26 protein-coding genes are annotated in these 25,029 nt (G+C 64.7%); 3 read left to right on the top strand and 23 right to left on the bottom strand.

What is annotated here, in order from left to right; all coding sequences use genetic code 11:
- Positions 1-168: 168 nt before the first annotated feature.
- Positions 169-1,209: an ABC transporter ATP-binding protein gene (locus ACOYW5_RS18245; protein WP_423066313.1), complete on the top strand. Its 1,041-nt coding sequence runs from the start codon at positions 169-171 to the stop codon at positions 1,207-1,209.
- A 173-nt stretch (positions 1,210-1,382) separates the two neighbouring features.
- Here the strand turns inward: ACOYW5_RS18245 and phnE (ACOYW5_RS18240) are convergent, their stop codons facing one another.
- From phnE (ACOYW5_RS18240) to phnG, 12 genes are all read right to left on the bottom strand, one after another.
- A complete protein-coding gene (gene phnE, locus ACOYW5_RS18240) occupies positions 1,383-2,720 on the bottom strand; it encodes a phosphonate ABC transporter, permease protein PhnE (RefSeq protein WP_423066312.1) in 1,338 nt (445 codons plus the stop codon).
- 3 nt (positions 2,721-2,723) lie between these two features.
- A complete protein-coding gene (gene phnE / locus ACOYW5_RS18235) occupies positions 2,724-3,692 on the bottom strand; it encodes a phosphonate ABC transporter, permease protein PhnE (RefSeq protein ID WP_423066311.1) in 969 nt (322 codons plus the stop codon).
- Between the two features lie 67 nt (positions 3,693-3,759).
- On the bottom strand, positions 3,760-4,671 hold the full coding sequence (phnD, locus tag ACOYW5_RS18230) for a phosphonate ABC transporter substrate-binding protein (protein ID WP_423066310.1): 912 nt from the start codon (positions 4,669-4,671) through the stop codon (positions 3,760-3,762).
- Between the two features lie 91 nt (positions 4,672-4,762).
- Complete coding sequence (phnC, locus tag ACOYW5_RS18225; RefSeq protein WP_423066309.1) at positions 4,763-5,635, bottom strand: phosphonate ABC transporter ATP-binding protein; 873 nt, start codon at positions 5,633-5,635, stop codon at positions 4,763-4,765.
- A 168-nt stretch (positions 5,636-5,803) separates the two neighbouring features.
- Entirely contained in the window at positions 5,804-6,412 is a 609-nt protein-coding gene (locus tag ACOYW5_RS18220) for a DapH/DapD/GlmU-related protein (RefSeq protein ID WP_423066308.1), read from the bottom strand.
- On the bottom strand, positions 6,409-7,113 hold the full coding sequence (gene phnL / locus ACOYW5_RS18215; protein WP_423066307.1) for a phosphonate C-P lyase system protein PhnL: 705 nt from the start codon (positions 7,111-7,113) through the stop codon (positions 6,409-6,411). Before phnL ends, ACOYW5_RS18220 begins: the two co-directional genes overlap by 4 nt.
- A gap of 160 nt (positions 7,114-7,273) precedes the next feature.
- Positions 7,274-8,047 carry a phosphonate C-P lyase system protein PhnK gene (phnK, locus tag ACOYW5_RS18210; protein WP_423066306.1) on the bottom strand — a complete coding sequence of 258 codons (774 nt, stop codon included), beginning with the start codon at positions 8,045-8,047 and terminating at the stop codon, positions 7,274-7,276.
- Positions 8,044-8,925 carry an alpha-D-ribose 1-methylphosphonate 5-phosphate C-P-lyase PhnJ gene (locus ACOYW5_RS18205; RefSeq protein ID WP_423066305.1) on the bottom strand — a complete coding sequence of 294 codons (882 nt, stop codon included), beginning with the start codon at positions 8,923-8,925 and terminating at the stop codon, positions 8,044-8,046. The genes phnK and ACOYW5_RS18205 overlap by 4 nt, the downstream gene beginning before the upstream one ends.
- Positions 8,922-9,176: a hypothetical protein gene (locus ACOYW5_RS18200; RefSeq protein WP_423066304.1), complete on the bottom strand. Its 255-nt coding sequence runs from the start codon at positions 9,174-9,176 to the stop codon at positions 8,922-8,924. Before ACOYW5_RS18200 ends, ACOYW5_RS18205 begins: the two co-directional genes overlap by 4 nt.
- Positions 9,173-10,270 carry a carbon-phosphorus lyase complex subunit PhnI gene (locus tag ACOYW5_RS18195; RefSeq protein ID WP_423066303.1) on the bottom strand — a complete coding sequence of 366 codons (1,098 nt, stop codon included), beginning with the start codon at positions 10,268-10,270 and terminating at the stop codon, positions 9,173-9,175. Before ACOYW5_RS18195 ends, ACOYW5_RS18200 begins: the two co-directional genes overlap by 4 nt.
- Before the next feature lie 3 nt (positions 10,271-10,273).
- On the bottom strand, positions 10,274-10,864 hold the full coding sequence (gene phnH, locus ACOYW5_RS18190) for a phosphonate C-P lyase system protein PhnH (RefSeq protein WP_423066302.1): 591 nt from the start codon (positions 10,862-10,864) through the stop codon (positions 10,274-10,276).
- Entirely contained in the window at positions 10,864-11,274 is a 411-nt protein-coding gene (phnG, locus tag ACOYW5_RS18185) for a phosphonate C-P lyase system protein PhnG (protein WP_423069496.1), read from the bottom strand. The genes phnH and phnG overlap by 1 nt, the downstream gene beginning before the upstream one ends.
- A 116-nt stretch (positions 11,275-11,390) precedes the next feature.
- Here phnG and phnF point away from each other — a divergent pair, with 116 nt between their 5' ends.
- Complete coding sequence (phnF, locus tag ACOYW5_RS18180) at positions 11,391-12,128, top strand: phosphonate metabolism transcriptional regulator PhnF (RefSeq protein ID WP_423066301.1); 738 nt, start codon at positions 11,391-11,393, stop codon at positions 12,126-12,128.
- A gap of 19 nt (positions 12,129-12,147) precedes the next feature.
- Here phnF and ACOYW5_RS18175 read toward each other — a convergent pair whose 3' ends face one another.
- The 6 genes from ACOYW5_RS18175 to ACOYW5_RS18150 all read right to left on the bottom strand — a co-directional run bounded on the left by ACOYW5_RS18175 (position 12,148) and on the right by ACOYW5_RS18150 (position 18,243).
- Entirely contained in the window at positions 12,148-13,440 is a 1,293-nt protein-coding gene (locus ACOYW5_RS18175; RefSeq protein ID WP_423066300.1) for a Gfo/Idh/MocA family protein, read from the bottom strand.
- 267 nt (positions 13,441-13,707) lie between these two features.
- Complete coding sequence (locus ACOYW5_RS18170; RefSeq protein WP_423066299.1) at positions 13,708-14,454, bottom strand: SDR family NAD(P)-dependent oxidoreductase; 747 nt, start codon at positions 14,452-14,454, stop codon at positions 13,708-13,710.
- 22 nt (positions 14,455-14,476) lie between these two features.
- Entirely contained in the window at positions 14,477-15,652 is a 1,176-nt protein-coding gene (gene rhmD, locus ACOYW5_RS18165) for an L-rhamnonate dehydratase (RefSeq protein WP_423066298.1), read from the bottom strand.
- 23 nt (positions 15,653-15,675) lie between these two features.
- Positions 15,676-16,413, bottom strand: coding sequence for a FadR/GntR family transcriptional regulator (locus ACOYW5_RS18160; RefSeq protein WP_423069495.1), 738 nt, complete (start codon positions 16,411-16,413; stop codon positions 15,676-15,678).
- Positions 16,414-16,501: 88 nt separating this feature from the next.
- Positions 16,502-17,500 (bottom strand): ABC transporter permease, encoded by a 999-nt coding sequence (locus ACOYW5_RS18155; RefSeq protein ID WP_423066297.1) that lies wholly within the window; start codon positions 17,498-17,500, stop codon positions 16,502-16,504.
- Positions 17,500-18,243 carry an ATP-binding cassette domain-containing protein gene (locus tag ACOYW5_RS18150; RefSeq protein ID WP_423066296.1) on the bottom strand — a complete coding sequence of 248 codons (744 nt, stop codon included), beginning with the start codon at positions 18,241-18,243 and terminating at the stop codon, positions 17,500-17,502. The genes ACOYW5_RS18155 and ACOYW5_RS18150 overlap by 1 nt, the downstream gene beginning before the upstream one ends.
- Before the next feature lie 295 nt (positions 18,244-18,538).
- On the opposite strand from ACOYW5_RS18150, the gene ACOYW5_RS18145 reads away from it, so the two are divergent.
- The gene (locus ACOYW5_RS18145) at positions 18,539-19,531 is read left to right on the top strand and encodes a substrate-binding domain-containing protein (RefSeq protein WP_423066295.1); all 993 of its coding nucleotides are present in this window, start codon (positions 18,539-18,541) and stop codon (positions 19,529-19,531) included.
- 91 nt (positions 19,532-19,622) lie between these two features.
- Here ACOYW5_RS18145 and ACOYW5_RS18140 read toward each other — a convergent pair whose 3' ends face one another.
- From ACOYW5_RS18140 to ACOYW5_RS18120, 5 genes are all read right to left on the bottom strand, one after another.
- Positions 19,623-20,747 (bottom strand): NAD(P)-binding domain-containing protein, encoded by a 1,125-nt coding sequence (locus ACOYW5_RS18140; protein WP_423066294.1) that lies wholly within the window; start codon positions 20,745-20,747, stop codon positions 19,623-19,625.
- A 218-nt stretch (positions 20,748-20,965) separates the two neighbouring features.
- Positions 20,966-21,877, bottom strand: coding sequence for a TIM barrel protein (locus tag ACOYW5_RS18135; protein WP_423066293.1), 912 nt, complete (start codon positions 21,875-21,877; stop codon positions 20,966-20,968).
- 216 nt (positions 21,878-22,093) lie between these two features.
- Positions 22,094-23,170, bottom strand: a complete 1,077-nt coding sequence (locus ACOYW5_RS18130) for an ABC transporter ATP-binding protein (RefSeq protein WP_423066292.1) — start codon at positions 23,168-23,170, stop codon at positions 22,094-22,096.
- 13 nt (positions 23,171-23,183) lie between these two features.
- Positions 23,184-24,101 (bottom strand): ABC transporter permease subunit, encoded by a 918-nt coding sequence (locus ACOYW5_RS18125; RefSeq protein ID WP_423066291.1) that lies wholly within the window; start codon positions 24,099-24,101, stop codon positions 23,184-23,186.
- An 8-nt stretch (positions 24,102-24,109) separates the two neighbouring features.
- Complete coding sequence (locus ACOYW5_RS18120) at positions 24,110-24,994, bottom strand: ABC transporter permease subunit (protein ID WP_423066290.1); 885 nt, start codon at positions 24,992-24,994, stop codon at positions 24,110-24,112.
- Positions 24,995-25,029: the final 35 nt, after the last annotated feature.

The following is a 25,029-nucleotide window of genomic DNA, read 5'->3' as shown; positions in this document are numbered from 1 at the left end:
TGCCGGCGGACGGGATGTCATCTCGAACGCGATCATTATACTTTCGTACTATCCTTTAGTGCTACTTTAGTCGCATATTGCTGATCTCGCCTTGACCACCCCTTCTCCCTCCCCGATGCTCCCGGCCGACAGTGGGAGACAACTCCCGCGCCAAGGGTGAGGAACTTCATGGCAACCGTGAACATCAACAAGGCCGGTAAGCACTACGGCAATTTCGAAGCGCTGAAGGGCGTTTCGGTCGATATCACCGATGGCGAGTTCGTCGTGCTGGTCGGCCCCTCGGGCTGCGGGAAGTCGACGCTGCTGCGCATGATCGCCGGCCTCGAGGAAATCTCCTCGGGCGAGATCTCGATCGGGCCGCGCGTCGTCAACGACCTGCCGCCGAAAGAGCGCGACATCGCCATGGTGTTCCAGAACTATGCGCTCTACCCGCACATGACGGTGGCGCAGAACATGGGCTTCTCGCTGAAGCTCAAGGGTGTGCCCAAGGCCGAGATCAAGTCCAAGGTCGATCGTGCCGCGCAGATCCTCGGCCTCGAGAAACTGCTCGACCGCCAGCCGCGCCAGCTCTCCGGCGGCCAGCGCCAGCGCGTCGCCATGGGCCGCGCCATCGTGCGCGATCCGCAGGTCTTCCTGTTCGACGAGCCGCTGTCGAACCTCGACGCCAAGCTCCGCGTGCAGATGCGCTCCGAGATCAAGGAGCTGCACCAGCGGCTGAAGACCACCACCATCTACGTGACCCACGACCAGGTCGAAGCCATGACCATGGCCGACAAGATCGTCGTCATGCGCGATGGCGTCATCGAGCAGATGGGTTCGCCCCTCGATCTCTACGATCGTCCGCTCAACACGTTCGTCGCCGGCTTCATCGGCTCGCCGTCGATGAACTTCATCAACGGCGAGACGACCGCCGAAGGCTTCAAGACCACTGACGGCATCCTGCTGCCCACCATTCCGGGCGCCACGGCCGCCGCGATCTATGGCATCCGCCCCGAGCACTTCCAGCTCTCCGACGACGGCGTCGAAATCGAAGTCGTGGTGCTCGAGCCGACCGGCTCGGAGACCCAGGTCATCGGCCGTCTCGGCACCCAGCCGATCACCGGCATCTTCCGCGAGCGCGTCAACGTGGCGCCGGGTTCCAAGATCAAGGTGAAGCCGGACCTGTCGCTGGTCCACCTGTTCGACAAGGACGGTAAGCGCGTCAACTGATCGCGCGATGCACTGAATGACAAAGGCCGCCGTGGGAAACCACGGCGGCCTTTGTGTTTTGAACCAACGCCGGTGCGTGACCCACCCCGCGCCGCTGGGCCGCCATGCGGCCAGCTGCGCTCCCTTCCCCATCGCGGGGGAGGATCAAGGGGCAAGTGCTCGTGTTGCCCCCTCTAGTGCGCCGGCTGGCCGATCAGCCGTGACCGGAGTGCATTCGAGATGTTGTCGAAGACGAACACGACGATAAGGATCAGGATCACCATATAGGCGACGTTCTCCCAGTCCTGGTTGGTCCGCATCGCTTCGATCAGCTTGAGGCCGATGCCGCCGGCGCCGACAGCACCGATGATGGTGGCCGAGCGCGTGTTGCTCTCCCAGAAGTACAGCGCCTGGCTGATGAACACCGGCAGCACCTGCGGCACGACGCCGTAGCGCTGCACATTGGCCGCCGAGGCACCGACCGAGCGGACGCCCTCGCGCTGCTTGTCGTCGATGTTCTCCAGCGCCTCGGTGTTGGTCTTGCCCAGCGTCCCGGTGTCGGTGAAGAAGATCGCCGCGATGCCGGGGATCGGGCCCGGGCCGAAGCCGCGCACGAAGAACAGCGCCCAGATCAGCATGTCGACCGAGCGCAACAGGTCGAAGAAGCGCTTCATGAACCAGTTGCCGATCGGGTTCGGCGTGATGTTGCGGGCGGCGAGGAACGACAGCGGGAACGCGACCATCGCCGCGAACAGCGTGCCGACGAAGGCCATGACGATAGTCTGCAACAGCTTGTTGAACGTATCGAGATGCTGCCACTCGGAGTTGTAGAGGAACTCCACCAGCATCAGCTGCCAGTTCGGCATGCGGGCGTCGATCTGCTCGGCGCTGCTCGCCGACGTCCAGAGCTGCTCCATATCCATGCCGAAGAACGGCGAGTTGGTATCGAAGAAGAAGTTCGGCCAGCCGAGGAAGCGGTGCCGTACGAACACCTGGCTGTTGCGGATCTCGGCGAGGCCGACAAAGCCGTAATCCACTGTGACTCGGCCGTTCTTCAGCGACATGTTTGACGGCGCGTCTGCAGGCAGTTCTGCCCCGGCTTCCGTGATTGGCACGTCGTACGGCCGGCCGTTGACGACCGCGACCACGTGCGTTGCTGTGATCTCGACGCGGTTGCCGGGGTTGCCCAGCGTCACCGTGTAGGAACCATCATCCGCCCGCGCGATCCAGTCGGGATCGGGATTGTCGCCGAGCAGCGAGCGGGTCCACTCGATTTCAACCTGGTCGTCCTTGAAGCGGAAGCGCGGGTTTGCCTCCCAGGAGTACCAGTCGGCAATGTAGGTGCCCGCACGTTCCCAGTTGGCGTCGCTGATGACGCCGGCGATGTTGAAGAAGAAGAAGCAGAACACGAGATACGCCGCGACCGCGACGGCCGCGATCGGCGCCAGCAATTTCTGATGCAACGGTCGATGGAAGACCTGTGGGTACCGGGACTTCAGCGAAACGGCTTCTTCGGCTGTGATGACTGCCATGGCTCAATCCCCGAACTGGAACGCGGCGTTGCCGACCAGCTTCCTGCGCAGGTAACCGGAGATCCAGTCGATGAGGATCACGGTGAGAAACAGCAGGATGATGATTGCGTAGGTCTTGGCGGCATGGTCCTGCCCGATGGATAGCCGGAAGAGCTCGCCGATGCCGCCCCCGCCCACCGCACCGATGATGGTCGAGGCCCGCACGTTTATCTCGGTGCGCAGCAGGGCATAGGAGACAAAGTTCGGCATGACCTGTGGGACAATGGCGTAGCGCACACGCTCGAGCCAGTTTGCGCCGGCAGCTCTCAACCCCTCGTCGGGCTTCATGTCGGCGTTCTCGACCACTTCGAAGAACATCTTGCCGAGAGCGCCAACGGTATGGACTCCCACCGCGACAACAGCGGCCAGCGGACCCAGGGAGAAGATGGCGACGAGGAAGCCGGCAATCACGATTTCCGGAAAGGCCCGCAGCAACTCAAGCATGCGGCGGACACCGAAGCGAACCGCACTGGAGCCCACCAGATTGCTCGCCGCGAAAAAGCAGAGCGCGAAGGCGAGCGCTGCACCGGTCATCGTCGCTAGCACCGCAATGTTGATGGTGACCAGCAGTTGGTAGAAATACTCCGGCAGGTAGAAGTCGCCAAACAGCGGCACCCTCCCTTCCGGATAGTTGTACTTCAGCGAACCATCGTCATAGGGCGACGGCAGATCGAACATGGCCCGGAAAATCTCCATCGGATCTTTGGGCTGGAAATGGATGAAGTAGTCGAAGAAGAACGGCAGCCGCTCGAAGAACCGGCCGGCGTTCGAGGCATCGGCGAACCACAGTGCCGCTGCGAGAAAGACAACGAGCGTGCCGACCGCAATGATCGTGTAAAGGCGCCGTGTCCGCACCAGACTGCGATAGTGCCGGTGGACGACGCTTGCGTCGTTGGGCAGTGGGGCGTGATGCCCGGCCGTGGTGCTGTTCATCCCGCCCCCGTCCTCTCATGAAAAAACGGCGGCGCTTGGGGCGCCGCCGGTTGGAATGGACCTGGTATCAGTCGCCGATGGTGGCTTTGCGAGCGTCGATGATCGGCTGGTAGAACTCGACGGTCGCCGGCGCGTAGCCCTTGAAGTCGCCGTTCTCGACCGAGCGGAAGCACTCGTAGTCGGTGGTCGGAAGCTCGGAATAGAACTTCACGATCTTGTCCTTCATGTCCTGCGGGAGGTCCTTGCGATAGACCAGCGGACCGTTCGGGATCAGCGGCGAACGCCACACCTCGACGACGTCTTCCATGTCGAGCATGCCCTTGTCGACCATCGAGCGGATGTTGCCCGAGGTATAGCCCTCGGAGAACTCGCCGACGCCCGAACCCCAGGTCGTGGCAACGTCGAACTTGCCGTCAAGCAGGGCGAGAACGAGGTTCTCATGGCCGCCGCCGAAGTCCACCGAGCCGAAGAACTCATCGGGCTTGGCGCCGAGCGTGGCGGGCAGCGCGGTCAGCGGCACGAGGTAGCCCGAGGTCGAGTCCGGATCGGCATAGCCGAGGCGCTTGCCCTTGGCCTGGGTGATGTCGGTGATGCCCGAGTCCTTGCGGGCCAGTGCGATCGAGTAGTACCCGGTCGAGCCATCGGTCTGGACGTTGGTCAGGAACGGTTCGACTGCTTCCGGGTCCTGCAGGTAGATGCCGGCATAGGCCGAGGCGCCGAGGCCGGCGATGTCGAGCGTGCCGCCGAGCAGGCCCTGCATCACGCCGTTGTAGTCGGCGGCCGGGAACAGCTTCACTTCCTTGACGCCGAGGGCGGCCGGCAGCTTGTCGATGAGGCACTGGTTATCGGCGAGGCGATCAGCCTCGTTCTCACCGCCGAGCAGGCCGATGCGAATGACATCGAGTTCCTGGGCGAAGGCCGGGGTAGCGAGGGCGGCGACGGCGATGCTTGCCATCAGGACGTTACGGATCGCGGACATGGATGTCTCCTTTGGTGACGCGATTGGCTTTCCGCCACCTGTCGCGCCGCGCAAGCAGGCGGCTGACCGGCAGGAGCGGAAACTCTGGATCTCAGTTGGGGAGGCCAGCCGTTGCGAGCGGAGCCTCGAGGGCGCCCGCCGGCAGCTCGGCATGCTTCTTCTTCTTCCTCTTCGGCACGATGGCCTCGAGACTGGTCGAGGTCATTTCCTCGGAGAACGCTTCCTCGAGGCCGTCGGCCCCGTAAAGTTCGCGTGCCACCTCGGTGGTGAGCTGCTCGGGCGTACCGTCGAACACCACCCGGCCCGCCGCCATGCCGATGATGCGCTCGCAATAGGCGCGGGCGGTATCGAGTGTGTGGAGGTTGGTGATGACGGTGATGCCCTGCTCCTCATTGATGGACGCAAGCGAGTCCATCACGATCTTGGCGTTGCGCGGATCGAGCGAGGCGATCGGCTCGTCGGCAAGGATGACCCTGGGTTCCTGCATCAGCGCCCGGGCAATGGCGACGCGCTGCTGCTGGCCGCCGGAGAGTGTCTGGGCCCACTGGCTGGCGACCGCGGCGATATCGAGCCGCTCGAGCGCCTTCAGCGCCATCAGTTGCTCTTCTTCCGAGAAAATCTGGAGGAGGCTCATGATGGTGTTGCGGCGGTTGAGCCGGCCGAGCATCACGTTGGTGATGACATCGAGGCGCGGCACCAGGTTGAACTGCTGGAAGATCATGGCGCAGTCGCGCTGCCAGTCGCGTAGGGCCTGGCCGCGCAGGGCCGAAACCGGCGCGCCGTGAAACTCGATCCGGCCGTCCGAAACGTCGATCAGCCTGTTGATCATGCGGAGAAGGGTGGATTTGCCGGCGCCCGACCGGCCGATGACGCCGACCATCTGGCCGGCGGGGATTTCCAGGTTGACGCCTTCGACGGCGACTTTCGCCCCGAAGCGCCGCGACACATTGGAAATCTTCAGCATGCAGGCCACCCCGTTCGCACGGGACCGAGACCTAAGCTGGTGAGACGAAATGCAGATGAAGGTTGGGTGACGAACCTGTGACAGTGGAAAAGCCACCGTCAAAAAACGATAAACCGCTGCGTTGACAACGGTTTATCGGCCGGAACCAGGGATGTGCAGACAGCCCGGCTATTCGTATTTCTCGAGGAACGCTTCGATTTCGAGGGTGCGAAAGTCGGAAAGCGCCGCGTGGAGCTTCTCGTGCGGCCAGTCCCACCATTGGAGCGCCAGCAGCCGATCGGCGATCGGGGTGAGGAAGCGCTGGCGGATCGGCTTGGCTGGAACGCCCACGGCAATGGCAAAATCGGCGACGTCCTTGGTCACCACGGCGTTCGAGCCGATGATGGCGCCGTGCCCGACCTTGACGCCCGGCATGATCACCGCGCCATGGCCGATCCAGGTGTCATGGCCGATGGAAATACCGTTCGACGCGCGCCAGTCGAAAAACTCCTGGTCATCGGTCTCGCCCTCGAAAAACCAGCTCGAGCGGTAGGTGAAGTGATGCAGCGACGCCCGCTGCATCGGATGCTTGGATGCATAGATGCGCACATTGGCAGCGATATTGGCGAACTTGCCGATCTCCGCATAGGCGATCTGGGTGCCGTCGACGGCATAGGAATAGTCCCCCAGGCTCGAGCGATAGACGTGACAATTGGCGCCGATCTCGGTGTAGCGGCCAAGGACGGAATCCTTCACCTGCGCCGTGGGATCGATGAGCGGCGTCTCCGAGAGCTTCATGCGGCTTTCCTCACGGCGAAGGCGGTGACGTCGACGATCCGGTCGGCGACCTCAGCCCGCACTTCCTCGTCGTGGAAAATACCGAGCAGGGCGATGCCGGCCAACTTCTTCTCGGCGATCATCTCGACCACCACGGCGCGGTTGACCGCATCGAGCGAGGCGGTCGGCTCATCGAGCAGCAGCACCGGATGATCGGTGATGAAACCGCGCGCGATGTTGACGCGCTGCTGCTCGCCGCCCGAGAAAGTCGCAGGCGGCAGCGACCACAGCCGCTCCGGCAGATTGACGCGCGCGAGGAGATTGCGCGCCTTCGCGGCCGCCTCATCGCGAGAAACACCACGGCTGACCAGCGGTTCGGCGACGACGTCCACCGTGCTGACGCGCGGCACCGTGCGGAGGAACTGGCTGACATAGCCGATGGTATCGCGGCGGAGTTCGAGCACGGTGCGCGGGGAGGCAGTGGCGAGATCGACGGGCGCGCCGTGGTGGATCAGCGAGATCGAACCGGCGTCGACGCCGTAGTTGCCGTAGACCATCTTGAGCAGCGACGACTTGCCGGCGCCCGAGGGGCCCCCGAGGACGACGCACTCGCCGGCATTCACGGTGAAGCCGACACCCGCGACGACGGGCAGGACGATGCCGTCGCGGAGGTGCATCGTGAAGGATTTCGCGACATCGCGGACGGATAGGAGGGCGGTCATTTCGAACCTCGCGTGAGCCTGCCCCCACCCCTCCCGGCCTCCCCCATCAAGGGGGAGGTGAAGAGTGGTCGTGGCAGCATCGTGCCAAATGCACAGAACGGCACCTCCCCCCTTGTGGGGGAGGCTGGGAGGGGGGCGACCAGGTGCACTGCGCTCACCGTCACACCTGCAGAATCGAGCTAACGAGCAGCTGCGTGTACGGCTCACGCGGATCGTCCAGCACGCGATCGGTCAGCCCCTGCTCGATCACATAGCCGTCCTTCATCACCATCATCCGGTGCGAAAGGAGGCGCGCCACGGCAAGATCGTGCGTCACGATGATGGCCGACAGTCCGAGGTCCGACACCAGCCCACGGATCAGATCGAGAAGGCGGGCCTGCACGGAAACGTCGAGGCCGCCGGTCGGCTCGTCCATGAACACCAGCCGCGGATGCGTCACGAGGTTGCGCGCGATCTGCAACCGCTGCCGCATGCCGCCCGAGAAGGCGCGCGGCTCGTCGTCGACGCGATCCTCGGCGATCTCGACGCGGCCGAGCCACTCGATCGCCGTCGAGCGGATCCTGCCGTAGTGCCGGTCGCCGACCGCCATCATGCGCTCGCCGACATTGGCGCCGGCCGAAACCGTCATGCGCAACCCATCGGCTGGGTTCTGGTGGACGAACCCCCAGTCGGTGCGCATCAGGAAACGGCGTTCCGCTTCGCTGAGATCGTAGAGATTGCGCCAGATTTCGTCGCGCATCCGGTATTCGGCGACACCCGATGTGGGCTCCAGCCGGGTCGAGAGGATGTTGAGCAGCGTCGTCTTGCCCGAACCCGACTCGCCGACGATGGCCAGCACTTCGCCGGGCCAGAGCTCGAACGAGACATCGGCGCAGCCGAGGCGGCTGCCATAGTACTTGGTGAGGTTGGAGACCCTGAGGAGTGGTTCGCTCATTCTGCCGCGTCCAACGCGTGTCCGGCGAGCTTGCCGCGATGACCTTCGGCGCGGCGCTCCTCGCAATTGTCGGTGTCGGAACAGACGAACATGTGTCCGCCCCGATCATCGAGGATGACTTCGTCGAGGTAGACGCCAGTCGCGCCGCAGAGCGCGCAGGGCTCCTCGAAATGCTGGATCTCGAACGGATGATCCTCGAAATCGAGGCTCACCACTTCGGTGTAGGGCGGCACGGCGTAGATGCGCTTTTCGCGGCCGGCGCCGAAGAGCTGCAGCGCCTCCGACATGTGCATCTTGGGGTTGTCGAACTTGGGCGTCGGAGAGGGATCCATCACGTAGCGGCCCTCGACCTTGACCGGATAGGCATAGGTCGTGGCGATGCGGCCGTGCTTGGCGATGTCCTCGTAGAGCTTCACATGCATCAGCCCGTATTCCTCGAGCGCATGCATCTTGCGCGTCTCGGTTTCGCGCGGCTCAAGATAGCGCAGCGGCTCGGGGATCGGCACCTGATAGACCAGCACCTGACCCTCGCCGAGGGTCTTTTCCGGGATGCGGTGGCGGGTCTGGATGATCGTTGCGTCGGCCGTGTGCGTGGTCACCGCGACGTTGGCCACCTTGGCGAAGAACGCCCGGATCGACACCGCATTGGTGGTGTCGTCGGCGCCCTGGTCGATGACCTTGAGCACGTCATCCGGCCCGATGATCGAGGCCGTGACCTGCACGCCGCCGGTCCCCCAGCCATAGGGCATGGGCATCTCGCGCGAGGCGAACGGCACCTGGTAACCGGGGATGGCAATGGCCTTGAGGATGGCCCGCCGGATCATCCGCTTGGTCTGCTCGTCGAGATAAGCGAAGTTGTAGCTCGCGATCATGTTCATGCGCGCATATCCTTCAGTTCGTACATCACCGTCGCGGGGGAGTGACGCCGATGCCCATGGAAGACGTCTTGCTTGCCATCGGCGTTATCGTCACCGGTGTGGTCGTGCTTCTCGTTGTGATCTGGCGATCCCGGCGCAAGAGCCCCTATCGTGGGGGTGGCGGCAGTGGTGATGGCAGCGGTGACAGTTGGAGTGCTTCCGATAGCGACGGCGGTGGCGGAGACGGTGGTGGCGGCGGCGACTGAGATCATTCCGCTGCCTCCGGGTAGGCCTCGGCTTCGGCCGTCGCGTGCTCGCCGCGCATCTCGCGGATCAGCCCGAGTTCGCCCTGGAAATCGACATAGTGCGGCAGCTTCAGGTGCTCGACGAAGCCGGTGGATTGCACGTTGTCCGAGTGCGAGATGACGAATTCCTCGTCCTGCGCCGGGTGCTCGACATCCTCGCCGAGCTCGCGAGCGCGCAGCGAGCGGTCGCACAGCGACATCGCCATGGCCTTGCGCTCGGCCTGGCCGAAGACGAGGCCGTAGCCGCGGGTGAACTGCGGCGGCACCTGCGCATTGCCCTTGAACTTGTTGACCATCTGGCACTCGGTGACGCGGATGCGGCCGAGGTTCACGGCAAAGCCGAGTTCGGGGATATCGAGTTCCACCTCGACCTCGCCGATACGGATTTCGCCGACGAACGGGTGCGAGCGGCCATAGCCGCGCTGGGTGGAATAACCGAGGGCGAGGAGGAAACCCTCGTCGCCGCGGGCCAGCGCCTGCAGGCGCCGATCGCGGCTCAGCGGGAACTCCATCGGCTCGCGGGTGAGATCGCCGATCTCGTCCTGGGGTTCGGAAACGTCGTCCTCGATCAGGCCCTCGTAACCGAGAAGATCGGTAACGCGCGGCGCCTGTTCATCGACGCTCGGACGCGTCGTGGCTTGATCGACTTCGGCGCCGGAGGCGATCGTTGGATCGAGCAGGCGGTGCGTGTAGTCGAATGTGGGACCAAGCAGCTGGCCGCCCGGCAGGTCCTTGTAGGTCGCCGAGACGCGCCGCTCGATCTTCATCTCCGCGGTGTCGATGGGCCGCGAATAGCCGAAACGGGGGAGCGTGGTGCGATAGGCGCGGACGAGGAAGATCGCCTCGATCAGATCCCCGCGTGCCTGGATCAGCGCCAGCGCCGCCAGTTCCTTGTCGTAGAGCGAACCCTCGCCCATCGCGCGATCGACCGCGAGACCGAGCTGCTCGATGATCTGGTCGAGACGCAGCGCCGGCACCGAGCGATCGCCGCGACGGCGGTCGGCGAGCAGGCGGTGGGCATTGGCAATGGCGGCCTCGCCGCCCTTTACGGCAACATACATGGCTCAGGCCTCCGAAATGCGGGTGGTGCGCGGCAGGGCCACAAGGGTGCCGTCGCGGACGAGCAACAGATCGATGCCGCGCGGAAAGCGCTCGCGATTGTCCGCCCACTGCGCGAGGAATTCACCGCTGGGGAGAGGGAGCACGCTATCAAGGCGATCCTTGATGCCGGGGCCCTTGAGCGTGACGGCACGCGTCGCATGGCCGGTGGCGAGAACGACGGTCGTCGAGCGATCCGGATACTCGTCCGTCCCCTGCCCGAAGCTCTGAAGCTGCGGCAGCAGGCTTGCATCGGTAACCAGCGCGAACTGCGCCTCGGCGGCTTTCTCCGTGATCGGCGCGCCGCAGTGGAAGGCGAGCCAGGCGCGGACCGCCTCGCTCGCGGCGAGGGCCGGATCGAGCCAGACCGGTGTGTCGTGATCGCAGAGCGTCAGCGCGACAGCGCCGAGTTCCGACGTCAGCGGCGCCGGCGGCGCGGCATCCGAGACGATCGACTGCACCGTGCCCGGCCGGGCGAGCCCATCCATGATGGCCCGAAACACCGACTGGGCCCCGAACACGACATCGGCGAAGCCACCTTCGATCGAAGTGTCCATCAATCGTCTCCCCGCACCATGGTGAAGAAGTCGACGCGGGTCGCGGCGGTCTCGTCGCGCAGCTTGGCATCAGCAGCGACCTGCTCGTTCCGGAGTGGCGTCAGCACCTGAGTTTCGATGGCAGCCGGGTCGCGCTGGAACAGCGCATCGAACAGCGCCGAGGTCACAGCCTTGTCGCCATCGCGGCCGAGGCAATAGGCATGGCCGATCTCGCCGGTTTCGAGCCGCACCGTGGCGCGCGTGACCGTCGCTTCGCCGAGGTTGAACGGATTGCCGCCGCCACCGGCGCGGGCCCGCACCATGACCAGCCCCGTCTCGGGTCCGCGCACCTTGTGATAGGCGGGCTTGCTCGCCCAGGCGGCCCAGAGTTCGGCGATGCGGGTGGGCGTCGCGTGGCTCAGCACCGCCATCGCCGCCTGCCGGGGATTTGCCGCTGCATCTTGCATCAGGCTTGCTCCAACTTGTATAGGCGAATAGACAAGTAAGTCCGTTTCGTCTCCTCATATTCGTCCCGTGTGAAAGTGCAATGACAATCTTGAGCCGCACCGAAGTCGAGCCCGCCGGCGGCGTCGCGCTATGGCGCCAGATCGCCGACGCCATCCGCCTCGACATCGTCGGCGGCAAGCTCGAGACCGGCGACAAGCTCGCTGGCGAGCTGCCGCTGGCCGAGCGCTTCGGGGTCAACCGGCACACCGTGCGGCGGGCCATCGCCGTGCTGATCGAGGAAGGCGTGCTCCGCGCCGAGCACGGCCGCGGCACCTTCGTCGCCGAAGCGCGACGGCTGAGCTATCCGATCGGGCGGCGGACGCGGTTCAGCGAGGGCCTCGCGGGACAGGTGCGCGAGCGGCGCAGCCAGTTGCTGGCGAGCCGGATCGAGCGCGCCACGTCGCGACTGGCGCAGTTGCTGGAGGTGAAGCCGGGCACTCGCCTTATCCGGCAGGAGACGGCATCGTTTGCGGACGGTCGCCCCATGGCGCGTGCCACCGGCTGGCTGCCCGAGGCGCGCTTTGCCGGTTTCGATGCGGCCTATCTCGAGGCCGGGTCCGTCACCGCCGCACTCAGGCGTTACGGCATCGACGACTATTCACGCGGCTCGACCCGCATCTCGGCCCGCCACGCCACCGCCGACGAGGCGCAGGTGCTGAAGCTGGCGCCGGGGTCGGTAGTGCTGGTGTCGGACGCGGTGGATCTCGATGCCGACGGGGTGCCGATCCATGCCATGCTGACGCGGTTTCCAGCGGATCGGATGGAGTTGGTGGTTTAGGGGTGCGTCGCTGAAGCACCTACCGACCCAGCGTAATCCCCGCCTCCGCCAGCATCCGGTCCACATCCACGGTCTGCCCGCTCGCGATCGAGGCGTTCGCGGCGATCCCGGTGAGGATCGACCACGCGCCCTCCTTGTGCGTCGAGGCGCGGTTGTATTTGTCCGGTGTCATGCTGTCGGGCTCGAACAGATAGCCCAGCATCACTGGATCGGCGCCGCCATGGTCGCCGTGCCCGGCCCAGACATCGAGCTGTTCCGGCCGCTGGCCATGGAGATGGAGGGTCGTGGTCATCGCGTCTTCCTCCGACTTGTCGCGCTCGCCGCCGAACACGCCGTGCACCTCGACATGCCGGTGCGTCAGCTCCCCCTTGGTGCCGTGGAACTTGATCTCGAGCCCCTCCCAGGGGGAGTATGCGCAGAGCGTATAGTTGAGGAATACGTCGTTGGCGTATTTCACCTGCACCTGCATCGTGTCCTCGATGGTGATGTCGTCGGCGAACACGCACCTGTCGCGGAAATAGCCGTCATCCCCCTCGGCATCGAGATAGAGCTCGCGCAGCGCCGGATCGTTCGCGAGATCGAGCCGGTACTCGCATTTGTCGAACACCGGGCAGGTGTGGCAGCGCTCGCCGTGGTCGCCGAGGCCAAGCTCCACCGCCATCTCCGGCGTGTAGAACACGCGCTTGCCCAGCGCGTTGACGGTCTTGGGGGTGGACGCCACCCACCAGTTCATCAGGTCGAAATGGTGCGTGGATTTGTGCACCAGCAGCCCGCCCGATTTCTCCTTGTAGCGATGCCAGCGGCGGAAATAGTCGGCGCCGTGGACGCGATCGAGATACCAGCGGAAATCCACCGCCGTGATCTCGCCGATGGCGCCCGACATCAACAGGTCCTTGAGCTGCGTGCGTGCCGGCGTGTAGCGATAGTTGAAGGTGACGGTGACCTGCTTGCCGCTCTCCGCCTGCGCCTCGAGGATCTCGCGGAGCTTCTTGAGATCGACCGTCATCGGCTTCTCGGTCATCACGTTGCGCCCGGCCTTGAGCGCCGAGACGATGTACTCGTGATGCAGGTAGTCCGGCGTCGTGACGATGACCGTGTCCGGCTCCTGCTCGGCGATCATCCTGCCGAACTCGGCCGCGTCGTAGGTGGCGACGCCATTGCCCTTCTTCGGCACCTTGCCGGCAGATAGCGCCAGCCGGCTTTCGTTCACGTCGCAGAGTGCGACCAGATCGTTCCCCTCCGCATGCGTCTCGGTGATCGCCTTGCGGAACATGGCATGGCGCCCGCCGACGCCGACTATCGCGAATTTCAACTGGGGGTTCCTCGTCCGGTCTGCGCCGCCCGGCATCTTCGATCCGGGCGCAGCCAAACTAATTCACCACCTGGTTACTTAGTCAACCCGACCTTGGGACGAAGGCAAGGCGTTGCTGTGGTGAAGCCACGGCTCCCGATCCACGCTCGGTGTCATCCCAGCGTAGGCTGGGATCCAACGCGCAGCTGGAGCCAGCGGAGAAATGGATCCCTGCCTCCGCAGGGATGACAAGCTGCGGAGGTTCGGACAAACCGTGAAGAACTGCAGCTAGTAAGTCGCCCGACCGCCCGACAAATCGAACACCGAAGCGGTGGTGAAGGAGTTTTCCTTGCTGACCAGCCAGCTGACCATGTTGGCGGCTTCCTCGACTTCGAGGAAACGGCCGCGCGGGATGCGGCTCAGCATGTACTCGATGAATTCGGGCTTCAGCTCATCGAGGATGCGCGTCTTGGCCGTCGCCGGGGTGATGACGTTGATGGCAATGTCGTATTTCGCGCATTCCTTGCCGACGGCCTTGCTCATGCCGATGACGCCGGCCTTGGCTGCAGCATAGGCCGAGGCGTTCGGGTTGCCTTCCTTGCCGGCGATCGAGGCGATGTTGACGATGCGGCCGTAGTTGCGGGCCTTCATGCCCGGCAGCACGGCACGGTTGACGTAAAAGGCGCCGTTGAGATCGATGTCGATGACCCGCCGCCATTCGTCGAGATCGTACTCGTCGAGCGGCGCGTTCTTGCCGGCGATGCCGGCCGAGTGAACGAGAATGTCGAGCTTGCCGAGTTTGCCTTCGACTTCGGCGACCGCCGCGGCCACCGCGTCATAGTTGGTGATGTTGACCGTGACGGTCGACGCGGCATCGCCGAGTTCGGCCTTGGCCGAGGCCAAGAGGTCCGCGTTCATGTCCCACAGGCTGACCTTGGCGCCGGAGGCCACGAGCCGGCGGGCGATGGCAAAGCCGATGCCCTGCGCGCCACCGGTGATAACGGCGACCTGGCCGTTCAAGTCGATCTGGTTCATCTCGCTCCCCGCGGGAATATTCTTATACGATGGGCTTTAGCAGCGCCCTGTCCGCTAATTCCATACCGAAGCCGGCGCCGCCAGTGACCTTTAGTCGGCCCTGTTGCGGAAGTACCTCGCCATGGAACAGCTTGCCGAAGATCGGCCGGATCGAGCGCCCGTCCGGGCTCGCCGCCACATACTCGCAGAGCGGCGCGCCGGGCTGGCTGACAACGAAGTGATATGAATACGGCCCCGAGCCATGCGGGATCACCGGGATATCGTAGGCCGCGGCCTGGCTGGCGATCTGCAGCAGCGCGGTGAGGCCGCCCACCCACATCACGTCCGGCTGCAGCACGTCGATGGTGCGTTCCTCGATGAGGCGGCGGAAGCCGTAGCGGGTGTATTCGTGCTCGCCGGTAGTCCACTTGAGCGTCGGATGCGCCTGCTTCAGCAGCCTAAAACCCTCGACATCGTCGGGGTGGAGCACCTCTTCCCACCAGTAGATGTCGAGCCCCTTGGCCTTATCGGCCAGCCGGATGGCATAGGGCACGGTCAGCGACATGTAGCAGTCGACCATCAGCGGATAGCCCGGCCCGACGGCCTCGCGATGCGCGGCGAGAAATTGCAGGTTCTTCTCGAGCCCCTCCTCGCCGTCGAAAGGACTGTGCGGCAGCGGTACCTTGGCGCCCCAGAAGCCGTGCTCCTTCACCGCGTCCGGTGCCGGGCCGGTGCAATAGAAGCCGATCTCGTCGTGGCATTTGCCGCCGATGAGGTTGTAGACCGGCTCGTCGCGCAGCTTGCCCACGAGATCCCACAGCGCCAGGTCGATCACCGAGATCACCGCGATCGGCATGCCCTTGCGGCCATAGGGCATCGAGGCGCGGAACATCTGGTCCCAGATCTTCGAAATGTTGCGCGCGTCCTCGCCGACGAGGAAGCGGGCAAAGTGGTTGACCACCAGCCAGGCCCCCGGTGGACCGCCGAAGCCGGTGGCAACGCCGGTCGCCCCGCTTTCGGTTTCGATCTCGACCACGATCGAGCCCATGACGCCGATGCCCCAAGATTGGCGCGAGGCCTTCCAGCGCTCATAGCCCGACATCGGGTTGGAGATCAGCGTGTCGATCAGCCAGTGGCCGCGGTTCTGCTGGAAATAATCGCCGCCGTCGCCCTCGCTTTCGACGAGATAGGCATGCACGGCCTTGATCGTAAACCTCACGAACTCCCCTCCCAGGAAATCACTCAGCCCGCCAGATCTCCGATCCGGCTTGCCCGCATGCCGACGCCGATCACCACCTTCATTGTCTCCCGAGCGCTTTCCGGGTCGCGCGCCGCGATGGCATCGGCGATGCGGCGATGGTCCTCGACCGACGAGCCGAGCCGGCCGGCATCCTCGGCCGGCGAGCTGATCTTCAGGAGCCCCATCAGTGCCACCTCGATAAGCGCCGCGGCCGAACGCAGGAATGGATTGTGCGCACCAATGACGATGGCGAGGTGGAAATCGAGATCGGCCTTGGCGAACTCCTCGCGGCTGATTTCGGGCGCCGCCATGCGATCGAAGCAGTGAAAGATCGACTCGAGATCGTGGTTGGTCCGCCGCAGCGCGGCGAGCGCCGCCGCTTCCGGCTCAAGGGCCAGACGCATCTCGGACAAGTGGGTGACGAACTGCGAGTCGAACCCCTCGCGGGCCTGCCAGGCGAGGAGATCGCGATCAAAGAGGTTCCAGGTCGAGCGCGGCAGGACGCGCGTGCCGACCCGAGCCTTGGCCTCGATCAGCCCCTTACCCGCCAGCGTCCGCAGCGCCTCGCGCAGCACCGTGCGCGACACGCCGAATTGCTGCATCAGCTCGGCATCGCCCGGCAACAGGCTGCGTTCCGGGTAAGCGCCGGAGACGATGGCGCGCCCGATCTCGGCCGCTACTCTCGCGGTTCGGGAACGCCCGGGCAGTGCCGGGTCGCGATCTGGCTGGCCTTTGCTGATGGCGACCCTCGTCTATGCTTGAGCATCCATGGACTGGCTAGCCCGATTGAGGCGCGCCCTCAAGCGCGCCTCTAGTCGCATGACCACCCTAGTCACGGGCCCGCATCTGGCGGACGCGCTCGAACGCAACCGCGATGATGATGAAGCTGCCGATGAAGGTACCCTGCCAGAAGGCGTTGATGCCGAGCAGGCCCAGGCTGTTGCGGATCACTTCGATCAGCGCCGCACCGACCAGCGCCCCGAGCGCCGTGCCAACGCCGCCCACGAGGCTCGCCCCGCCGATGACCGCCGCCGCGATCACCTGCAGCTCGAGGCCGGAGCCGAGGTTGGTGGTCACCGCTCCGAGCCAGCCGGTCATGATGATGCCGCAGATGCCGGCCGAAAGCGACGAGATGATGTAGACGGCAACCTTGATCGGCTTCACCGGCACGCCGCTGAGTTCGGCCGCGTGCTCATTGCCGCCGATGGCAAAGATGTGCCGCCCGAAGCGGGTCCAGCGCAGCATGAAGCCAGTGATCGCCGCGAGGATGAGCGTATAGACCACCGGGTTGGAGATGCCGAACACCCAGGCTCCACCGCCGAGCGCCAGGAGCTTGTCGTGGTCGGGCCCGAACTGGAACACCACCGTATTGTTCGAGGCGACCATGGCGAGGCTGCGCGCGATCGACATCATGCCCAGCGTCACGACGAAGGGCGGAAAGCCCAGATAGGCGACCAGCACTCCGTTGATGCTGCCGACGGCAATGGCGACAATGAGCGTGACGAGGATGCCGACCTCGATCGAGAATCCGGCATGCATGGTGACGGCGAGCACCATGCTGCAAAGGCAGAGCACCGAGCCGACGCTGAGATCGATGCCGCCGGTGATGATCACAATGGTCATCCCGAGCGCGATGATGGCGGTGAAGGTGAAGTTGCGGGTGATGTTGTAGAGGTTCGACGGCGTCATGAACGCCTGAGTGGCAAAACTCAGGAACACGCAGGCGATGAGGATGGCGACCAGCACCCAGAAGGCCTGGCTGTTGATCAGCGTTGTGAACCAGTTGTCCTGGCGTTTCGCGATGGTCTGTTCGAGCGTGATGGACATCATGACACCTGTTCGATCGCGCCGGTGATGAGCCCGGTCACTTCCTCGGGCGAGCTCGAGGCAATGCGTTTGTCGGCGACCTTGCGGCCACGCCGCATGACGATGACGCGGTCGGCGACGGTGAAGACGTCGGGCATGCGGTGGCTGATCAGCACCACCGCAATGCCCTGGTCGCGCAGCTGCCGGATATGGTTCAGCACCTCGGCCACCTGCCGCACCGAAATGGCGGCGGTCGGCTCATCCATCAGCACGACCTTGGCGTCGGCCAGCATGGTGCGGGCAATGGCGACGGCCTGGCGCTGCCCGCCCGACATCTGCCGGATCAGGTCGCGCGAGCGCGTCTCGGACTTGAGTTCGGCAAACAGCTCGCCCGCCCGCCTGTACATCGCGCCGTAGTCGAGAATCTTGATCGGCCCGAAGCCGCGCCTGAGTTCCCGGCCGAGATAGACATTGGCGGCGGCGGTGAGGTTGTTGCAGAGCGCCAGATCCTGGTGGACGATCTCGATGCCGTGCTGGCGCGCATCCATCGGCGACGAGAGATGCACCTCCTTGCCGTCGAGGCGGATGGCGCCGCCGGTCGGCGGAAAGTTGCCGGCGATCATCTTGACCACCGTCGACTTGCCCGCCCCGTTATCCCCCATCAATCCGACGACTTCGCCCGGCTCGAGCTTGAACGAAACGTCGTTGACGGCGTGGATGGCGCCAAAGTGCTTGGTTATGTTCTCTAGTTCCAGAACGGCCACGGCCGGCGATCCTCCTTCGCGCAAAACCGGACGGCGCCCACGTCGTGGGCGTCGCCAGATCGCTGTTGCTATCGGCTTCCCCTCCCAGGCGATGCCAAGCCCTGAGCTTATCGACTTGGCTGGAACGACGTCAACGGACGAGTGCTCGAATAGTACGACTTTTTAGCATAACCACGTTGACGAACGACGCTTCAACAGACTAGCTTTGCGTCTTGGGAGGATGAGGCACGCTACCGCCACGGTGAGGGACCGTAGGTGTTAGTAATTCATTCTCCCAGCTCAATGGGAGGACTTAATGAAAGCATGGACTCTACTCGCGGTCGCGGGGCTCGTTGCCCTGTCCGCCAGCCCGGCCTTTGCGCAGAAGAAGCAGCTCGTGATCGTGGTCAAGGGCCTCGACAACGCCTTCTTCGAATCGATCAACCAAGGCTGCCAGAAGTGGAACAGCGAGAACGCCAGTTCCGAATACGAATGCTTCTACACCGGCCCCGCCTCCACCTCTGACGAGGCGGGCGAGGCTCAGATCGTGCAGGATATGCTGAGCAAGCCGACGACGGCCGCGATCGCGATCTCGCCGTCCAATGCCCCGCTCATCGCCAATGCCATCAAGAGCGCCAACCCGACCATTCCGGTGATGACGCTCGACGCCGACCTCGCCAAGGAAGACGCCGGGCTGCGCAAGACCTATCTCGGTACCGACAACTACCTGATGGGCAAGCGTATCGGTGACTACGTGAAGGCCGCGGCGCCGGAAGGCGGCAAGGTCTGCACCATCCAAGGCAACCCGGCGGCGGACAATATCCTGCGTCGTGCCCAGGGCTTCCGTGACTCCTTGTCCGGTCAGGAAGGTCTTGCGACTCTCGCCGGCGAAGGCGGCTGGACCGAAGTGGCCGGCTGCCCGGTGTTCACCAACGACGACGGCGTTAAGGGCGTCCAGGCGATGAGCGATATCCTCGCCGCCAACCCCGACCTTCGCGCCTTCGGCATCATGGGCGGCTGGCCGCTGTTCATGGCACCGCAGCCCTACCGTGACCTGTTCCGTCCGCTGGCCGACAAGATCGCCAGCAACGCTCTGGTCATCGGCGCCGCCGACACCATCGGCGACGAAGTCGCGATCGCCAAGGAAGGCCTCGTCACCGCACTCGTCGGCCAGCGGCCGTTCGAGATGGGCTATCTCGCCCCCAAGACGATGATCAGCCTGATCAACGGCGAAGCCGTCCCCGATCCGGTCTTCACCGGCCTGGACGAATGCACCAAGGACACCGTCGACACCTGCATCCAGAAGTAGGCGGACCTCAGTTGAGGGCAGAGGGGGCGTCCGGCAACGGGCGCCTCCTTTGATTTTGGGGGGCACTACTTCGGTGGGGCGACAGGCGCGCCTACGCCGCGACAATCCCCAGCGTCCCCATCAACTCCGCCGCCGCCGCGCTCCCGGCCCGGTTCGCCCCAACCGTCGACGCCGACGGGCCGTACCCAACCAGATGCACCCGCGGCTCCTTCACCACTTGCGTCGCCAGCCGCCCGCCCATGACGATCCCGCCGGTAGGCTCCCGCAGCATCAGCGGTGCGAGATGGTCGAGCGAAGACCGAAAGCCCGTACACCAGAGGATCACGTCGGCTTGGCTCTCGCGGCCATCGGCCCAGCGCACGCCGGTCTCGGTGATCTCACTGAACATCTCCTCGCGCTTCAGCACGCCGCGCGCCTCCATCGCCTCGATCAGCGGCGAGCGCGGCAGGCCGGTGACCGAGACGACCGAATTCGGCGGCAGGCCGGCCCGCACCCGCTCCTCGACCAGCTTCACGGCCGCGCGCCCGGCTTCTTCGTTGAACGGCCCCTCGCGGAACTGCGGCGGGCGCCGGGTCACCCAGGTCGTGCTGGTGACTTCCGAGATTTCGTTGAGCAGCTGAATGGCCGAGATGCCGCCCCCGACGATCACCACATGCTGCCCGGCAAACTCGGCAGCGGTGCGATAGTCGCGCGTATGGAGCTGCCGTCCCCTGAAGCGCTCCCTGCCCGGATAGTCGGGAATGTAGGGCGTTTCCCAGGTGCCGGTGGCATTGATGATGCCGCGTGCGGAGAACGTCTGCCGGTCGGTCTCGACGCGAAAACGCTCGCCCCGCTGGCAGACGACGCTGACCTTCACCGGCCGATAGACGTTGAGCCCGAAACGCTCCTCGTAGGCGGCGAAATAGCGTGGCACGGCGACTGCCGCCTCGACCGAGGTCGCGCTGGTATCGACCGCCTCGGAAAACGCCATGCCCGGCAGGTCATGGACGCGATTGACCGTCGACAGCGTCAGCGACGGCCAGCGGAACTGCCACGCGCCACCCGCCCGCGGCGACCGGTCGAGAACGACGAAGCCGCGTCCCGCCTCGAGCCCGCGCTGCCTCAGGTGATAGGCTGAGGACAGACCGGCCTGGCCGGCCCCGATGACCACAATCTCGGTCTTGATGGCGACGCCGGCGGGCGGCGCGCTGGAGCGGGGGAGGGTTTCGGCGTCCATAACCTGGTCCTTGGATATATGGACCAACAGGTAGGGCGCGCAGCCGGCAGGCGCAACGGCGCGTGGCGCCGCCCCCTCCACCAGCTTCGCTGGTCCCCCTCCCCCGCTGCGCAGGGAAGGATCGAGGAGAGATCGTGCCCCACGCGTATCCTCCCCCATTCACGGGGGAGGGGGACCGCCATAGGCGGTGGGGGTGGCCCCCACGCTCGGACCGTTGACTACTCGGCCGCCATCGCCCGCGGGGCGTTCATGGCCGCCAGCTCACGGGCGCGCACGAGGCTTGCCGGCTGCTCGCGGCGGTAGCGGTGGCCGATTTCCATCATCAGCACCGTCTCGGGCAGGAACGAGAGCTCGGTGAAGATGCGATCCCAGTCGATGTCGCCCCAGCCGAGCGGCATGTGCAGGTCGCCGATGCCGAGCGCGGTGTTCTCCTGCAGATGGAACGCCTTGAAGAAGCCCTGCGGACGACCGAAGGAGTCGTGCACATGCAGGTGCCCGGTGACTGGCGCCATGGCCGAAATCTCGGCGAAGAAGTCGAGGCCCTTGAAGGTCGATTCGATATAGGCGTGGCTGAAGTCGATCAGCGCCACGACGTTCGGATGGTTCACCGCCTTGACCGTCGCGGCGACCTCGGACGGGGTCTGGCGATACTGGCCCGGCTCGGTGGTGAAGATGTTCTCGAGCGCGATGCGGACGCCATGCGGACGGGCGAAATCGGCCACTTCGGTAAGCGCCTCGCGCTCGCGCTCATCGGCTCCGGCCCAGTCGGCGATGGCATCGGCGCGCAGGCTCCCGCCGTGCTGGACGAGGATGCCGGCGCCGATCGAGTTGCAGACTTCGATCAGGGCCTTCGTGGCATCGATCTGATAGCGCCGGGTGATCGGATCCATGAAGTTGGACGAGACCAGCCCGTGCACGGTGTAGCGGAAACCGAACTGCCTGGTGAGAGCGACCAGCGCCTTGTGCCGCTCGGCAATGATCTTGCCGCCGGCGACGAGGTCGAGGCTCGTGACACCGATCTCGACCGTGTCGGCGCCGATCTCGGCGAGGGCGTGGAGGTCGGCTTCGAGGGCGGCGAACTCGCCATTATCCGAGCCGGCATTGAAGCCGGTGCCAATGATGTGGGTCATGAAATGTCTCCTGGTTTCAGGGTGAAGAACACGTTGGCTGGTGCTCCACACACGCACTCAACTTTCAGTCGTCATCCGCGGGCTTGGCCCGCGGACCCATGGGATGCCTCACCATCGCTGGGTCCCCGGGTCTGCGCCCGGGGATGACGGTGATGAGCGGCAAGGAAAGGGCACGCCGACAGGGGCCCTCTCCCGCTGGGGAGAGGGGCCGCGCGACTAGTGCGAAATGCGGCGGCCGTCTTCGACCGAAAACAGGTGTAGGGCGCTGTCGGCGAGGCTGAGATGCACCGGCGTGCCGGTCTTGATCTCGCTGCTGTCGGTATCGAGCGCCACGATGCGGCTGCCATTGGCGTCGGCGTGGATGAGGCGGGACGCGCCCAGCTCCTCGACATAGTCGACCACCGCCGAAATGGCGCCATGCGTATCGGCGGAGGTACGGCGCACCCCTTCCGGACGAACGCCGAGCACGACCTTGCGCCCGGCCACCCGCACGCCGTTGAGCTGCTCGACATTGAGCTTGCCGCCCTGGCCGTGGACGAACTTGCCCTCGGCATCGAACTCGCCTTCGAAGAGGTTCATCGCCGGCGAGCCGATGAAATCGGCGACGAAGCGGCTGGCCGGGTTGTTGTAGACCTCGGTTGGCTTGCCGATCTGCTCGACATTGCCGGCATTCATTATGATCAGCTTGTCGGCGAGTGTCATCGCCTCGGTCTGGTCGTGGGTGACGAACACCGAGGTAACCCCGAGATCGCGGTGGAGGCGCCGGACTTCGGCGCGCATGGCGACGCGGAGCTTGGCGTCGAGGTTCGAGAACGGCTCGTCGAACAGGAATACTTTCGGCTCGCGCACCATGGCCCGGGCCATGGCGACACGCTGGCGCTGGCCGCCGGACAATTCGCCCGGACGGCGATCGAGGAAGGGCACCAGCGATACCGACTCGGCCGCCGCCATCACCCGCGCTTCGCGCTCAGCCTTGGGCACCTTGGCGACCTTGAGCGCGTAGCCGATGTTCTGCTTGACGCTCATATGCGGGTAGAGCGCGTAGTTCTGGAACACCATGGCGCAGCCGCGCTCGCGCGGCTCGAGCTGGTTGACCACCGTGCCGCCGATTGCGATCTCGCCGGCCGAGATATCCTCGAGGCCTGCGATCATGCGCAGCAACGTGGATTTGCCGCAGCCCGACGGCCCGAGGATGACGACGAACTCGCCGTGCTCGATCTCGACGTCGACGCCGTGGATCACTTCGGTCTTCTGGTAGACCTTCTTCACGCCCTTGATGGATATCTGGGACATTGGCGTTCTCCGATCACTTGTCGCGGGAAATGAGGCCACGCACGAACCAGCGCTGCATGAAGGCAACGACGAGGAGCGGCGGCAGCATGATGATGAGTGCGCCGGCCATGGTGACGTTCCAGTCGGGCGTGCCGTTCTGTGCAGGAATGAGAGCCTTGAGCTGCATCACCACGGTACCGAAATTTGCCCGGTCGGTGGTGACCAGCAGTGGCCACAGGTACTGGTTCCAGCTTGAGACGAACATGATGGTGGCAAGCGCCAGCATGTTGGTGCGGCTCAATGGGATCAGCACGTCCCAGAAGAACTGCAGCGGCCCCGAGCCATCCATCTTCGATGCCTCGACCAGCTCGTCCGGAATGGTCATGAAGAACTGCCGGTAGAGGAACGTGCCGGTTGCTGTGGCGACGAGCGGCAGGATCAGGCCGGGATAGGAGTTCAGAAGGTTCCAGTTGAGCGACAGCTGGAACCCGCTCACCGCCTGGTACAGCCAGTTGATCCCGAGCGTGTCGAGGATGACCTGGAACGGCAGCAGCGCGTTGGCGGCGATGGCGTAAGTCGGCACGATGCGCACTTCGAGCGGCAGCATCAGCGTGATGAAGATCGCCCAGAAGCAGATCATCCGCGCCTTGAAGTTGAAGAAGACGATGGCGAAGGCCGAGAGCGAAGCCAGTGTGATCTTGCCAATTGTCACGCCGACGGCCACGATCAGGCTGTTCATCAGCTTGGGGCCGAGATCGCCACGTGTCCAAGCGGCCTGGAGGTTCTCCCACAGGTGGCTGGAAGGCAGCAGGCTGATCGGCACCTGGCTCACTTCCTGCAGCGACTGGCTGCCGGCAACCAGCGTGATCCAGAACGGGATGATGACGAGGACGGCACCCACCGCCATGGCGAAGTAGGTGAGAAAGTCGAAGACGGGTGAACGCTCGATCATGGCGTGCCTCAGTTATAGTGGACGCGACGTTCGACCCATTTGAACTGGATGAACGTGAGGCCGATGACGAGGAGCATCAGGACGATCGACTGGGCGGCGGCGCCGGAGTAGTCGAGGCCTTTGAAGCCGTCGAAGTAGATCTTGTAGACCATCACCTCGGTCTGCCCGATCGGGCCGCCTTCGGTCATGGTGTCGATGAGCCCGAAGCTGTCGGTGAAACTCGAGATGATGTTCATGACGAACAGGAAGAACGCAGTCGGCGCGATCAGCGGCAGCTGCAGGTCGATCATGCGCCGGAATGGACGTGCCCCGTCCATCGCACCCGCTTCCGAGATCGAGCGCGGGATCATCTGCAGTGCGGCGAGGAAGAAGATGAAGTTGTAGCCGATGCCGAGCCAGGCATGGCAGACCATCACCATCAGCAGCGCCTGGAGCCCGTTGGTCGAGGGATCCCAGATGCCGGGCCAGATGTCGTTGATCGAGCCGACGAGGCCGGATTCCGGCGCGAAGATGAAGCGGAAGGCGACACCCGCGGCCGGCGCCGCAATGGCATAGGGCCACACATAGATCGACTGGAAGATCTTGGTGCCCTTGAGCGAGCGGTCGACGAATGCGGCGAGCGTCAGCGCTACAGCCATGGAGAGGCCGGTGGTGACCAGCGCGTAAAAGCCCGAGCGCAGCACCGTAGCCCAGTAGTCGCGGTCACGGAAAATGGCGATGAAGTTATCGAGCCAGACCCAGCTGTTGCCGCCACCCCATGGCTGCTCGAGCGTGAACGCCCAGTAGAGGGCCTGCGACGTCGGCCAGTAGAAGAAAACGAGAACAAGCAGCAGTTGCGGCGCGAGCAGCAGCCAGGGCAAAAGCGGCTTCTTGTAATAGGCACGACGTTCCATGGACCTCACCGCAAAATAGGAGGCACGGACGGCAA

Source organism: Devosia sp. CN2-171 (assembly GCF_049354815.1).
Lineage (GTDB): Bacteria > Pseudomonadota > Alphaproteobacteria > Rhizobiales > Devosiaceae > Devosia_A.
Note: the sequence above shows the minus strand (reverse complement) of the source record. Positions and strands in the feature narration are given on the sequence as shown.